This window comes from Bacillus sp. GbtcB14 (assembly GCF_019091205.1).
GTDB classification, from domain to species: Bacteria; Bacillota; Bacilli; order Bacillales; family Bacillaceae_G; genus Bacillus_A; species Bacillus_A cereus_AG.
Genome location: NZ_JAGXJT010000014.1, coordinates 77,391 through 92,437, shown reverse-complemented (window position 1 = coordinate 92,437; position 15,047 = coordinate 77,391). Strand labels below are relative to the sequence as shown.

Below are 15,047 nucleotides of genomic sequence, written 5' to 3'. Positions count from 1 at the left end.
GAAACAAGACGCAACTTGCTTCTACAACTCAACCACAACACAAAAAAAGGTGTGGGAATAAACGGAATCAATTAAACAATAAATATATCTGTATATTAAACTATCTTTATTTTTAATGCAAGTAAAAAAGAGTGAAACAACCGTATCACTCTTTCATCCATAGTATATTATTTGCTCCAAAATTCATTATAATACCAAGCTCGATAAGAAATATGTTCTGATACATCCATTATTTTCATACGTCTTCTATGATTTTAGGGTGAACAGGTATACTATATATCTTCGCATCGTCTGGTTTCATCATATCTTCTACTTCAATTTTTACAACTTTTAGATGGTACGGCATACGACCATTACTAAAAATATCCCCTACACAAATTGTCCAAAGACTTGTTTCTATTTCAGTTACATTATTCATTTTATATTCTCCTCTATAAATTAATAAAAAAGACATTGAACAAATACGTCCAATGTCTTTTTCCCTCTTATATACTAGTTAACTCAAAGTATAATTTTTCTGGTTTTCCATACATGCTAATTTCATTTTGATATACGACAGCTAATGGCTGAGGCATCTCAATGCTTTCCATATAGGATAATGAAGCAGCTGCTTCTATTTTTTCTTTAATCTCATTAGGAATGGCTGAATAAGATAAGCTATTCATTTTACTTCCTAATTTAGTATCTGTAGCAGCTTCATAATAAATTTCGGTAATTATGACCTCATTATCATCTGGATCATACATATATCCTCGGTTAACTGTAATCATATTGTAGTGCTCCTCTCAGGTTTACATTTTCTAATTCCTTGTGCTTTTAGCATTGCAACAAGTACCTTACTTATATATAAATCCCATATTTTCTATAGTTGCATTCCATTCTATAACTACTGTACTATGTCTCTTTTATAAATTGTTCTTAAAAACGGAGAGTTCAGAAATTCTTAACAAAAGTAGGATATGATAAAGCCCTGGATTTGGTTATAATTTCTTACCGCTTTTAATATTTGAGATTCTTTAAATTTGCTTTTTTACAGTGTAATTGCATAGACCCAGGAGCCTTTTTCAAGCCTGAATGTATCAAGATCTTTATCTATACGATAGAAAACATTCAGTTCATACTCTGAAACTACTGCAAAATACATATAAACTGTCCCTTTACCTAAATATTCAATTCTCTCAATTGACAAAGAGAACATATCCCTCATAAGTTGTTTACAATGTAAAATCTCTTTTAATTCTTTTTCAACATTCATATATATACACCTACTTTATTAAATTTTTGGTAGTAAATTTGCTATAACACATGGTAAATCTACAATCTTTTGACGATGATAAATTTCTTCTACTGTGTCATAGATTGCTATATGCCCATAATCTACCTTTACTCGCTCACGCAAACCTAATCGATTAATATTAACGTACTCCACTTCTCCATAATCACTCTGCGCTTCCATTAAATAAAACCCTACTGCCTCATATGGACTATTGGCTGCAATAATTTTTATAGCAAGTTCTTCTCCATAACTAACCTTATAAAATTTCATTTGTACTTCCCCCTTGAAATAGAAAAAAGCACCTTAAAATTGTGCTTTAATCACTTTTATTATTCGTTTAGCCTAAATGGTCTAATACATGTATTTCCTAACTTAAAGACAACACAAAAAGGGCTTCTTTAAGTCGATTAAAAATGTGTATAGCAAAATAAGCTATATATACACTAATCGGCTCAAAGAAGCCCTTTCACAAATGAAACAAGACGCAACTTGCTTCTACAACTCAACCACAACACAAAAAAGGTGTGGGAATAAACGGAATCAATTAAACAATAAATATAGTTATATATTAATCTATTTTTATATCATATTCAATTGTTTTAAGGAAACAAAAATAAGAAGGGAATTTATATATAGTTGTTTTATGTACCATATAATAATGCCCCTGTTTCAACGTTTATAAATCCCCTCTTATTTCAGTTCTTGTTGTTACACCATGTACTGCATTTCAAAATAAAGTTTTTCTGGTTTTTGATTTTGGTCTAAATGACATAGTATTTCTGGAATGGTTTGTTCTTCTACTTCCATACTTTCCATATAAGACATACTTTCGTTTTCTTGAACTTTTTTAAAAATGGAAGTAGGTAGTTTGTCTGCAGAAAACACACCCATTTTGCTTCCTAACTTTTGTTCGGATGCAGCGTTGTAGAAAATTTCGTTCACAATGACCTCATTATCATCTGGATCATACATGTACCCTCGTTGTATACGTAGCAATTTGTTACTCCTTTCAAATATATTCCTTTACACGAATGTTTATATTTGTATATATTGTTTTTCTGTATAAAGGTGTCAAAGAATATTATTTCGTAAAATCCGTAATTTGTATAGAGGGAGATACAGGATAATTCGTTTTCTTAAATTTTTTTTAAATATTCCACGCTTTTTTATATAACAAACAAGCCACCCTTTAAAATGAATCAATAGCTTGTAAGGGCGGCTTAGTTTGTTGCGAATAGCTTTGTATTTAATTGTTTAATCTCTCCTTCTGCAAGGGGCTGGTAAAATGCATGTTGTAATCCTTGTATATGCAAGGTTTCTCCTATACATAACAATACTTTACCAGGGAGCAGGTCGAGTAATAGTTCATTATTAATTTGCTTTGCTTGGTTTTCAGTAGAAACATAGATAACTAACACTGTAGGATTGTTTCCTAAATCTTGCATAATAACATCTTTTCCTGATTCTACGAAATCTTTCCATCGAGCAATAATTCGTTTTAAACGATCCTTTTTATCTGTTAGTAGAGTGGAGTATACAACGAAATTAAATATGTGATTTACTCCGCCTTGCACTGCAAAACTTAAAGGAGGGGTAAAAACCCCTTTACTAATAGATGGATGCATAATATGACCTAAAAACGATGGAGCATAACGCAGGTGGCAGATTAATTCTATATCGTGCCAATAACGTAAGTGAACATATTTACCGTGATTATCAATTCGTTCTGGGGCAAAGAAGAACATATTTCCTTGCCAGTATTTTAAAAATTTGTAACCATTGTCGGATAACGTATATGTTTCTTCAAAGATCTCCATTTCAAAACTCTCCACTTGCCATTTTTCAATTAGACGGTAGTAAAGTAATCCTTGAAGTGCATCATTTATTTTCTTACGAGAATATTTATCCTTAAATAAATATAATAAATGATTAAATCGAACAGATGTATGAACACCAATGAAAGCAAGTAAGGTATACTGTTCTTCTGTTAAACGCTGCTTAAACTTAACCAATTCGTCAAAAGAATGGAATACATAGGTTTTATCCAGTTCATGTATCCGATATATTTGAAGTCCCTGTACATCCTCACTTGATAAATGAGGAATAGAAGGGACATAAGTGGGCAATTGTTTCTCTATTGTACGCATAGTCATCCATTAAAATTGGAAAATTGACGAATTAGTTTTTTTACTTTGTCCCTGCGGATAATTTAGGATACGCACTGTACCTTTTCTATTTTTCGCGTCGATATTAAGCAGCTCACATGTAACAATCGTTTGATTTTTCGCATCTTCTACAGTTGGATTAGCAAGATTACGGCTCTTAAGTCCTTTAAACTGAATTCCTGGTGCAACCTCTACGAAAATACCCGCAATAGCGTCTACCCCTACAATTTTACCTACAAATCGGTCACGGCGTTTCTTTAGTTCTAACAACTTTTCAATTGGATCTGTTTCTAGTTTCTTTTTATTTCCTCTAAATTCATAACGGCCATTCTTTTCCCCTACTTTATCGATGATAAGTTCTACAACATCACCAATGACAATATCCTCCGGACGGACGAATGTATAGGACCAGTGTGAGTACCGTACACCTATTGTTACACCGTGTACTTCAACTAAGACTGTTTGTGCAGATGGGATATGTCCTGAAACGGTTCCTGTGTATACCTTGTTGCCCTCTTGCGCTGTCACTTCTTCATATAATCTTTTTTGAAGTGCCAATTCTCCTGCAGTGATAGATACAACAGCAAAGTTGCCTTCCTCCGTTTTTTGGAAGTGTTCAATGATTAAAGGCTTGGTTCTACCAACTAGCCATTGAGGATTTTTAGGAACATTTATACCTGCCTCTGTAATGGGGCAATATGCTGTTGTATGAGTACCAATTTGCATTGTAAGTACTTGTATACGCTCAGACTTTCCGTTTTTAGTTGGGAATAGCTTTTCAGATACGACTGTAATCAAGCCTTTTCCTACAGTACGCTCACGTTTCATACGGGCTAATTCCTCTAGTTCATGATCACGTACTCGCTCAAATTGATTAAAGTTTGTTTCTAGCACTGTGTCACCTTGTAGGTTCTCTGCTTCAAAAGCCATTCCAAGTTCTTCTACAGTTTGAGTGTTTGTCTTATCTTCTGCCATTATATTTTCCTCCTAGAACGTAAAAAAGGACACACCTGTACCGTTGGGATGGTACGTAAGGTGTGTCCTTCACGTAAATTATGGTTTATTTATATAGTTGTTAATACAAATATAATGGTATTTCTACTCAAATGCAAGAATAATTTTAAAATCATAAGTTTGCTATAGGTTAAATCAAAATCTAGAATGCAGCCTTACTAGGGGGACCGCTAGTATTTCGGAAAAAACACGCTAAGAGTATGCATAATTTTATACAATTTTTCGAGTAATTCAGTAACAAACGAGAACCCTAAAACCGCGCCAAGATAGGAATGTATAAAAAATTGAATAGATCCATAGAACAAAAAAAAGCGGACTCCCTGTGAGAGTAAGGGCCCGCTTTTTTCCTCTCTACCAATAATGAGACGTTATGTCAACTTCACATGAATATGATATACAAAACAAAAATACTATTTTAGATGCAAACACATATAAGATATCTAAAGTTATAGATGAACAGAATGTACTATTGAAGAATATATAAAGAATATATAAAATATATATCAAATATAGTACAAGCCTATTCATTACATCCTTAGTAAAAATAAAATTTTATGGCTTTTGGAGGAAAATATATGCCCAAAAAAGTTCTCTTGTTTACAGATTTGGGAATTGATGATGCGTTTGCTATTCTGTACACCTTTTTTCGTAATGATATCCAACTTGTGGGGATTGTAGCTGATTATGGAAATGTATCGAGAGAGAATGCTATAAAAAATATTAACTATTTGAAGTATATTTCGGGAAGAAAAGAGATACCCGTATTTCTCGGTGCTTCTGTACCTTTAACAGGTATATTGGTTCAATATTTTCCTGAAGTACATGGAAAAGTAGGACTAGGACCTATCATTCCACCTGAAATCCCTTATCCAATTTATCCCATGAATGATATTTACAAAATTATAAACTCAAATTTAGACGATCTTACAATTATCAATTTGGGAAGACTTTCCTCATTGGCTACGTCATTTATTTTGAATTTAGAAGCAATGCGGAATGTGAAAGAATACATTTGCATGGGTGGAGCCTTTTTTTACCCCGGAAACGTGACTGCTGTGGCTGAAGCTAACTTTTACGCAGACCCTTATGCAGCAAACTTAATTCTGCAGCATGCGAAGAATTTGACAATTATTCCATTAAACGTCACCCAACACGCGATTGTTACACCTGAAATGGTTCAACAAATTGATGCATTTCACCGGAATACACAAGACCTTGCAGGACTCATCATCAAACCTATGTTAGACTACTACTATAATTTCTACTCTAAATCGAATCCTGGCATAGGAGGAAGCCCTATGCATGATTTTGTAACAATATGGTATTTGTTGAATCCAGATGCAGTTCGTCTGTCAAAAGTGCCCATCAAAGTAATTCCCGATCAAGGAGAAGGATTTGGTCAAAGTATCGCAGACTTTCGTTTTGTGACAAATCCAGGTTATAAAACACATAATATCGCTTTTCAGTTCAATTATGAAAGATTTAAGAGAGATATTATGGAAACATTTTTAAGGAAAAGACTATAGCATATCCTAAGTAAAGATAAAAATACATATTTAAAAAAGAATTATTTATAGTTGGATGTATTGTAGTTGCTATGAGTTTACTAAAATAGAACTTCCTATATCGAGAATTATGTAAATAAGCTGCCTATATGGGCAGCTTATTTTATTTTTGGCTTAGCGTGGTTTTTTCCGAAATGCTGGCTATACCAATACTAGATTTAATTTAAGATTTACAAACTATTAATCAAAGAAATTATTCAATTCCTTACTCATTACGTTCGATGTTCTGGGCTTTGGTTTCTCATTTTTATTAAGCAGCGACTGCGTAGTATTATTCTTATTTTTTTGATGAGATTTTAAGTGCTCTTGGCGTTCTTTATAACTCATAGGTTTATATTCTGGTTGCTTCTCATCATTTTTCGAATGCTCTTCTCTATTTTTTTCTAAGTTTTCTTGTACCGTAATACTAATAGATTCGTAAACTTTTGCTACATCTTCATCTAGCTTGTTTTCTTCGATATGATTAAGCGTTTCTTCAATTGGAACCGTGTTGATTTCTACATGTGTTTCTTCTAGCTCTGTTATTGTAACGGGAAGTGAAGTAGATTCTATACTTGTTTCTGCAGTTCCTATCATTGTAACGGGAAGTCCATCAGATGGGAATTCTTCAAACAATGGTTCGGTCTCAACAGGAATCACGGAATGAATAATGGAATCTTTATTCCAATCTTGCTCTAACATAGTAATAGATAATTCTTTGTTTAGTTCTGCTACCTCCATGTTTATTTCATAGCATTCTTCCATAGGAGGTAATGCTATATCTATGGTTTCTTTAATATCTTCTTTCACGGCCGGTTCTTTTATTTCAGAGCTTATACTTTCTACATGTGTTTCTTCTGCTATAACAGGCAGTTCACCATTTCGTTGTAGGGCATCTATTAATCTCGATGCACGTGTATAACTAATTTTAAATGTGTCTTGTAGTACAGATACAGAGATACTTTCCGATTCCTTCACAAAACTTAAAATATCGTCGTATAGAATATCCTTAAAGGAGCTAGTTTCCTCTTGTTCGATTCCTTCGCCTTCAATTGGAATTGCTACTTCCTGTGGAATAGTATTATCAGGTGAATGGGTAGTAGTAACACTTGTTGTTTCTGGCATACTACTATTATTTGAAATTAATACTTTACGAGGTCCATCCCCTGTGTATGAACTTACAACTAGATTTTGTTCTAACTTCTCAATATATTGCATAGATTTCATATAGCTAATCTTGAATTTTCTTTGCAGAAGAGATGGCGAGACTTGTTGTGATTCGATAATAAATTCTTTAATATCTTCATACAACTTATTTTCAACTTCATCATCAACATTTTCCTGCTGGCTCATTGCTGCGGGATCATTTGGTAAGGTTTCATTTTGAGACTTGTGTCCCTTATAATCCTCCAATGATACAATGTGTTGATGCTCCCTGTTTGTTTCCATGGAGTTATTCTGTTCAATCTCACCTTCTTGGATAGATGGTAATGGTTGTATTTTCTTCATGTTTTCTGCATCCACATGCTTCATAGGATTAGCTTTTTCTATAGATTCATTAATAAGACGAAGACGCTCATTTTCCCAATATTCCCCTGTTTTTGTATCTACTTGAATGATCGCTTGGGCGAATTCTTCTTTTGGTACAAAGTTACTTGTGATTTGTTGTACAGGTTGCACATGATTATCTTGTACGATACGAGCAGCACAGATGAATGCACCTTGTGCCATGATATCTCCTGGTGACATAACAACTTCTTTCGTTTTTTGATAAGTTGATCCTAGTCGACTAACTGGATTCTCTTGCATAGGGGAAATGCCCTGTTCGGATTCTGCCTCTTTAAATTCCTCTTTCTCACCAAACATGTCAGAGAAAATTTTTGCATCATATGGTGTTACATCTCCAAATATCATTTTGTTACGGAATGAACCTAATAAAGTAAACATGTATTGTTCTGTGAAGTCGAGAGCTAATTGTGATAGCGTTTGGCTAGCGATTGTTAAAATCACTTTATATTTACGAGATTGTGCAGGGAATTCTTTAAACGGCCGCACAACATAATCCGGGAACTCATCGACAATTATGTGATGGTAAGGTGAGACGTTTGGTTCTCTACGGAATACCGCATTCTGCATACTTAATAATACAAATTTTCCCAATACGTTAGAAAGGTCTGCTAATTCCCCTTTTGCAGTGTTAACAAGTAGAATGCCACCCTGCTCTAAATGGACATCGAAATCAAAATCGGATTTTCCAAATAAAACACGTCGTATTAAGACGTTTGACGCCAAATCTTTTAATATGTTGCGTAAACCTTTTACATATTCTTCTTCTCTGTCATAATGCATTGGTTGTCCGCGGTATTTTCCTGATTTATAAACGGCTGGTTCACCTTGAAAATCCATTTTTTCACGAATGGTATTATCAAACCACTCGTCAATACCTTTTATAATTTTATATTCATTTTTTTGGTCACGTGAAGCAGCTCCACTTTGAACAAAATCATATAACTTTTCGACCTGTACCTTTAATAGTTTATGCATACGGTGAACACGTTCTACATCGTCGTACATCTCAATTAAATCATCGAAGGTGACATCTTTTTGTGGATTGTGAAGCTTTAATAAATAGATATGTTGTTTAAGGTGGTTACGTTGCGCTTGTTCAAAGAATGCATTATTAGATTCAGACAAACCTTGAATAACCATTGCGAAAACCTCTGCAACTTTATCAACTGGTCCCCGCAGAATGTTTATATTCTTGGTATCGGGATTAGTTGGATCAATGTAATAAACTGAGCTTGCTGGGATCTTATGTGCTTGTACCAATTTAAATACTTTTTGACATAAATCATTACTGGGTTCAATAACAGTGACACCATTTAAAAATGTTCCTTTTACTTCTTCTGTATCATAATCATTCTTTTTATAAGCAGTTTCAAACTTATTTATGAAACGCACCATCCAGTGTAAATCTTGATTTATCATAGGAATAATTAAACTTGATGTTTTACCAGAACCAATTGGCCCAATAATAATTCCATTTAACGTTCTATCTTTCCCTTTAATTCGGACCATTTCTTTATGTTCAATATGCGGTCCAATTTCTACATCAGGATATATTTGTTCTTCTTGGCTATTAAACCATTTTTGTAATTTGTGATTTTTATATTCGTATTTTTGTACCCACTGTAATATCTCTTCTCGGTAACGAACAATATGCCCACTATACCAAAGTGTAAACAAAATCATAAATACTGTTGGTAAAAATACAAAAATCATAGTGAGTGTGTGAAAATTGCCTGTTAAGACATGACCTAAGGCTTCATACTCACCAAAATTAAGATGTTTTGATTTATCGGTAAGATAAGGAATAACCTTTGCATGGATCGGAGCAGTTGCAAACCATAAAAATTGAATATCAACCGCAATATGAGAAGCAATCAAAATTATTAATTTACCATTCTCTACATGCAAAGCTGGAATACGACTATAAAACCTAAAGCTAAATTCTCCTAGTAGCAAAGAGAAGAACATTAAAATAAGCGGTACATATGTAATTTCTATAGGATAAGACGGTGGTTCAAATGCATAGTAGAGTAACTTGATGTAGTTTACTAAACCGAATCCAAACGAAAGAATGAATCCGCTAATTAAACCGATAGTAGTAAATAACGGTAATCGTTGTTTAAATGTCTCCATATAGGCTCACCTACTTCTTACAGATACAGTTGAGCTTTATGTTTAAATTGGAATCGATTATTAAATTTTGGTGGGAATAGTTCCTTTGATTTTTCGAGAAAGAATTTTGCTGCATCTTCAGTTTGTTTTAAATATAAATCAATACTCTCTCTTTCACAGAGTTGATTGTATTCTTCTTGAGAAAGTACCGCGATATTTATCTCAATTTTTTTATCTGTTGCCGTTTCAATTATGACATCGTACCAATAGAAATTTGGTTTCCCTGGAATTTGGATATCTTGTAGAGAAACACTAAACGTTGCCCCCTCTTCTGTAATATGATTAAGGACTAGTTCCGGGTTTTTAAATGCTTCTCTAGCAGAGAGCACTCCCCCAGTAGTAGTAGTTGCATATTGTAAATCCATTTTGATTTTCCACCTTTCTCCATATAAAAAAAGGCAAGCGACACCCACTGTAAAAACAGCGTGTGTCGCTTGCCTTAATTTCATATGTTCTGATTTGATTGTAGTTTTTTGTGTTTAGTTCAAACGTAATTCTATCACCTTAAACAATAAAAATCAATAAAATTGTATAAAAGTATATAAAAAATTAACGATTAATATAATTCAACAAGCTTACGTCTTTTCGGATGTATGTTATTTGCAGTACGTGCCATGATCTGTTCATCTGCGTCGATAGTAACATCTTCATTTTGGAGGGATAGCAGTAATACGTTGTCATACGTGTCCATTAAAAGTATATCTCTAGTCTTTTTGCGCTTTGGATAAATTACAACAAGTGGCACCCCTTCATCACCTTCTCTTCTTGAAAACACAACATCGTCTAATCTAGCAATCATTCGGTAATCATTTTCATTCCCAAAAATAAAGAAGAAATCTTGCATTACATCTTTATCTCTCTTATACGTTCGTCTAAGACCACCATCAATTTTCTCTTTAAATGTTTGAACTGTTTCAACAAATGCATAGCGCCAATCGGCATCTCCTACTGTACGTTTAGATAAAGGTAAGAGAATATCTTGTTCAAAGTTTTGATTATCATCTATTCCTAGAAGAATATCTGAAATAACATCCCCAGCTTCTTTCAAAGAGCAGATGTGCATATTTAGGTTTGGTAGATTCATTAAATGTTCATGATATTCTCGCATAGAAAATAAGAGATTTTTCATACGTACGTATGGAGGTTCTGCATCTTCTGCAAGGAACATCGACTTGTCATACATAACAAAAACAACAGTTATATTCTTAGTGTTTTTTTGTGCATATTCAATATACTTCCCAACCTTTTCAACTAAGGTAGCATTGGTTTCTTTACACATATCCATTTCAATGTAAATATTTTTGTCTTTATATGAAATGTGTTCATCAGGAATTAGAAGTAAACCTGCATCTTCAATTTCTGTTTTCTTTTGTTTTTGATGATATGAGCGAATATCTAACTCACATAATATCTTATTCGTATTGGTCTTTTTCGACACTTCTAAAAGTGTGCGTACTAATATTTCTCGTGAGCAGAGTGTATGTAGTGAGATTGACGAAGAATATCTACGTTTTGAAGATCCTGCAGGAATCCTTCCTAATTCTTGAAGGTAATCAACCATTCTATCTTTTAAGGAGAATGTCGCACGTCTGGTTATGCTGTCATCTCTTTTATCAATTTTTTTAGTCAGGATAGCACCATATTTTGAAAAACGATTAAGTTTCGTAAACACACTATCCTCAGAAAAATCTCTACCCTCAAATGCACTATAAAGCTGAGTAATTTGTCGTGTAGTAAGATGCCTTTTGTAATATAAAAATGTAAATACAAATATATCGACCTCTTTTAAACGAAAGGATTTCTGTGTACCTTTGCTTGTATATTTATACGTTGTACTTTTCATTATATGCAACTCCATAACTCGAATTTATTTTCAATAAATAACAACCATTTCTATATATCTTATTACAGCAAAATTTAGTTGTAAATTATTAAAAGTTTAAGCTGAATTTGCGTTAATCTAGATACTAAAACTCGTACGCTGAAGTTTGGATTACTTCTCTTCCTAAAATTTCGCTAGAAACATTGATTTATATAGTCTTTCGGTTCTTTTAAAATTGTTCGGACGGAAGACATGTTTTAACCGAACAATTTTTTTAAGGTTCAAGTATTGGATTAAAATCGTTAGGACGGCCTAACAATTTATTTAAACAATTACATTATATAAAGACATGTTACACATACAGAAAATATAATAGATTAATCACTTGTGCATTGTAGTTTCTTTTTGCTATTGAAATAGAAAAAGACCGACAAAATTATATTTGTCGGTCTTTTGTTTAGAATGATAATTTCTTCTTTGCTGGTTGTGAATCGTCAGCAACTTCTACTTCAGGTTCAGCACCAAAATTCAATTTTTTCTTTTTAGGTTTTTCTTCTTGTACTGAATCATCGAATGCAAAAAGTTTATTTAAAACAGCATTGGATTTCTTAGAATTAGCTTGCTCACGTTCTTCTTTAATTCTCGTAATCTCATCAATAATATCACTCACACGTTTTGGCAATGGTAGTCCTGCAACAACTGAATAGAATTTTACTATATCCTCTTCTTTTTTCGCTGTATGTTTATTAACATATGGAGCTATAGGACGTTCATCTACATATGGAGTTCTTTCTTTTAAGAAGTTTTCCATTTGGTTAAGGAAAGAGAAGTTATATAATCGACCTGCTCGTAGCGGCGATGTAACGATAGATAGTGCGCTCTTTTTAGCACTTTCTAGCTCTTCTCTTTCTGTATCGTATAAAACACCTTTTTCTAGTGCGTTCCCTAACTGAGTCAAGTAACCTAGCGGGTTTTCAGTATCTAATTGATTTGATTTTAGTTCTAGTTTTGCTAATGATAAAACGCCTGGTGTATTAATTACTTGAGCAAATTCACTCGCATCAAAATGTGTATCTGAAAACGGTGTAAATGACGAAGTAACTAGGTTAATCTCATGTAATGCATCAGCAATATATTTGTTACTATAGCTAGTATATTCGTTTGCTAAAGCACTTGGATTTTCCTCTTCAAATTTTCTATATAGTTTAGCGTTATCTATTAATACAATTGAGCCAAAAGCTTCTTGGTTCATAGCAATACTACGAATGCGTGAAGTTGCGTTTTCTAATACTTTTAAAGCCTCAGCATCACGTGGTAAAGTCAGTAACAATCCAAAATTGTAATCATGTTCATATAGCATTTCAATTGCCTTTAATAGAGCGCCAGTTCCTGTTCCTCCACCAAGACCACACGTAATCCAAATAAAATCACGATCTTCAAATTCCTGTTTTACCGCTTCGAAAATCTTTGTTTCATGCTTTACAAATGCTTCCTCTCCAACCTGTGGATTACGAGCTGCACCCTGTTCATATCCTTCTAACTGTATTTTACGAACGTTTCCTGTATTTTTAATCTCAATTTTATTAAAATCTTGACTATTTGTATTAACAAGAATCGCACGATATGGGTATTTGTTATTTTTAATTTGAGTTTCTTTATTTGCGCACTCTGCTGCGATTGCACAACCACCCATACCTAGTCCTAAGAATCCAAATTTCAAACTAATATTTCCTTGGCTTTCTATTTCTGAAAAATTGCCTGCCATATGTATTTCCTCCTCAAATATATATTTTAGTTGTTTTTCTCAACTCGTTTTTCCAGTTCCTTAATTAAAACATTCCCTAGATCTGTTACGTCATAAATTCGAACACGTCCTATTGCTTTGAAAGATATTAACCCTGCTCCTTCAAGTCTTGCAGTCATAATATCCAAAGCATATCGCGATGGAAGTATTTTTTTACCCTCATAATCTTTTTCATTCTCAATTTGATAGTCTTTATGATATTGGTTGATATAATCCCATAACTTTTCTTTGTTCATTGCGCCCTCGGCGTATAGCACACGTAAAGCCCAAATCCCATCATTTAAATTCTCACAAAGTACATCAATAATTTCACTACTACTCATTGATATATTAGACAATAATTTCACACCACCTTTAATAAACAATAAATTTTATCTATAGGTACAAAAAGACAAGATAATCATACGGAATTTAATACCGTTATAAAAGCCGTAGATACTTCCGTATATATTTCCGAAGTATCGTATGTAATAACTATAATACATCTACAGATGATAATCAAGAATCTTATTAAATCAATACTTTAAATACTTCCGTAATAATTACCGTAATTAATATTTTAATTGTTACGCATTTATTACGGTAATAAACACTGTAATGAATACGTAATGATTATAAAAGATGCATTTTAATAAGTGAAAATCCATGTAAAATTTTTAGTTCAGTTCACAGAATTTTAAGGTGATTTTGTACATAATCAAGTGTTAATCACGCTCACCCGACTAATCACCGCTCGATAACATAGGTATTATTGGTATGCAGCTAAATAAATGAGCAGTGAATGATTGAGTGATCAGGTATAAAAGTCCATGATATTTTATGTAATCTACAAAGGGGTTCTTTTAGTTTCTATAGAATTTTTATATAATGTATTATAGGACAGGCATCATATAGTTAGGTGGTGAGCAAATGATTGATGAACAGTTAAGCGATGGTTATTATCGCGTATCTGAAGTAGCAACCATGCTTGATATTCCTGAAAGTACTCTTCGTAGATGGTTGAATGATTTCGATGAGTACTTGAACATAAAAAAAGAACGCCAACTTAAATATGTTCATGAGGATAGTATTGATACAGTAAAAAAGATTAAACATTATTATTCTGAGTCAAAGAAAAAGCACGAAATTGTTGGGCTTTTAGATATGGATCCGACGGTTATTCGCAATGTTTATGCTGAAGATGTTGACGGTGATGGTGAACCAAAAGAAACATCACTAGTTAAAGCACAACAGGTCAATCCAGACTTTATAGAAGCTTTGACGGAAAAAATTACTGAGGAAGTTACAGCTAAAGTGACTGAAGAATTAACAAAACAAAATATGGAATTCTTCGCTGCGGTGGCTAAACAAAGTCAGGATAATTTCGATAGAATCAATAAGCGATTAGAGGAACGTGACGAAAAGTTAATGAGTACTATACGATTAATTCAAGAACAAAAAAGTGCTAATGCTCAGCGACAAGAGAATACTGAACAAAAAGGCGGCTTTTTCTCTAAGCTTTTTGGAAAAAAATAAAAAGGCTATCATTTGATAGCCTTTTTATTTTGCTTATTCTTAATATCATTTCAAAAGCTTAGTTCATTGATTATCAATATGATTCATTCACAGCTATTGTTTTACACTTATAATAATCATAGAACTTAGGTTTATTTTGCTATACAAAGAGTTTTCTAATTCTATT

13 protein-coding genes and 1 pseudogene are annotated in these 15,047 nt (G+C 33.1%); 2 read left to right on the top strand and 12 right to left on the bottom strand.

The features are described 5' to 3' along the window. Positions 1-167 precede the first annotated feature (167 nt). The 7 genes and pseudogenes from KVT31_RS26165 to KVT31_RS26135 form a co-directional block, all read right to left on the bottom strand. Positions 168-418 (bottom strand): annotated as a pseudogene (locus KVT31_RS26165) (hypothetical protein). A 67-nt stretch (positions 419-485) separates the two neighbouring features. Then, complete coding sequence (locus KVT31_RS26160) at positions 486-770, bottom strand: hypothetical protein (protein WP_000633806.1); 285 nt, start codon at positions 768-770, stop codon at positions 486-488. A 260-nt stretch (positions 771-1,030) separates the two neighbouring features. Beyond that, positions 1,031-1,255, bottom strand: a complete 225-nt coding sequence (locus KVT31_RS26155; RefSeq protein WP_001100171.1) for a hypothetical protein — start codon at positions 1,253-1,255, stop codon at positions 1,031-1,033. A gap of 18 nt (positions 1,256-1,273) precedes the next feature. Beyond that, positions 1,274-1,546: a hypothetical protein gene (locus KVT31_RS26150; protein ID WP_000675279.1), complete on the bottom strand. Its 273-nt coding sequence runs from the start codon at positions 1,544-1,546 to the stop codon at positions 1,274-1,276. A gap of 438 nt (positions 1,547-1,984) precedes the next feature. Continuing rightward, positions 1,985-2,248 (bottom strand): hypothetical protein, encoded by a 264-nt coding sequence (locus KVT31_RS26145; RefSeq protein WP_002020034.1) that lies wholly within the window; start codon positions 2,246-2,248, stop codon positions 1,985-1,987. 248 nt (positions 2,249-2,496) lie between these two features. Further along, positions 2,497-3,423 (bottom strand): hypothetical protein, encoded by a 927-nt coding sequence (locus KVT31_RS26140; protein WP_001259102.1) that lies wholly within the window; start codon positions 3,421-3,423, stop codon positions 2,497-2,499. 9 nt (positions 3,424-3,432) lie between these two features. After that, positions 3,433-4,416 (bottom strand): hypothetical protein, encoded by a 984-nt coding sequence (locus KVT31_RS26135; RefSeq protein ID WP_000796697.1) that lies wholly within the window; start codon positions 4,414-4,416, stop codon positions 3,433-3,435. A 614-nt stretch (positions 4,417-5,030) separates the two neighbouring features. Here KVT31_RS26135 and KVT31_RS26130 point away from each other — a divergent pair. Next, positions 5,031-5,981 (top strand): nucleoside hydrolase, encoded by a 951-nt coding sequence (locus tag KVT31_RS26130; RefSeq protein ID WP_046199663.1) that lies wholly within the window; start codon positions 5,031-5,033, stop codon positions 5,979-5,981. A gap of 219 nt (positions 5,982-6,200) precedes the next feature. On the opposite strand, the gene KVT31_RS26125 is transcribed toward KVT31_RS26130, so the two are convergent. From KVT31_RS26125 to KVT31_RS26105, 5 genes are all read right to left on the bottom strand, one after another. Next, on the bottom strand, positions 6,201-9,701 hold the full coding sequence (locus tag KVT31_RS26125) for a DNA translocase FtsK (protein WP_046199614.1): 3,501 nt from the start codon (positions 9,699-9,701) through the stop codon (positions 6,201-6,203). Positions 9,702-9,718: 17 nt separating this feature from the next. Continuing rightward, positions 9,719-10,189, bottom strand: coding sequence for a hypothetical protein (locus tag KVT31_RS26120; protein ID WP_080450312.1), 471 nt, complete (start codon positions 10,187-10,189; stop codon positions 9,719-9,721). 107 nt (positions 10,190-10,296) lie between these two features. Beyond that, the gene (locus KVT31_RS26115) at positions 10,297-11,583 is read right to left on the bottom strand and encodes a replication-relaxation family protein (RefSeq protein WP_046199612.1); all 1,287 of its coding nucleotides are present in this window, start codon (positions 11,581-11,583) and stop codon (positions 10,297-10,299) included. A 436-nt stretch (positions 11,584-12,019) separates the two neighbouring features. After that, complete coding sequence (gene repX / locus KVT31_RS26110) at positions 12,020-13,327, bottom strand: plasmid replication protein RepX (protein WP_000918312.1); 1,308 nt, start codon at positions 13,325-13,327, stop codon at positions 12,020-12,022. A 26-nt stretch (positions 13,328-13,353) separates the two neighbouring features. After that, positions 13,354-13,689 (bottom strand): hypothetical protein, encoded by a 336-nt coding sequence (locus KVT31_RS26105; RefSeq protein ID WP_000098927.1) that lies wholly within the window; start codon positions 13,687-13,689, stop codon positions 13,354-13,356. A gap of 586 nt (positions 13,690-14,275) precedes the next feature. Here KVT31_RS26105 and KVT31_RS26100 point away from each other — a divergent pair. After that, complete coding sequence (locus KVT31_RS26100) at positions 14,276-14,881, top strand: MerR family transcriptional regulator (RefSeq protein ID WP_000564666.1); 606 nt, start codon at positions 14,276-14,278, stop codon at positions 14,879-14,881. Positions 14,882-15,047: the final 166 nt, after the last annotated feature.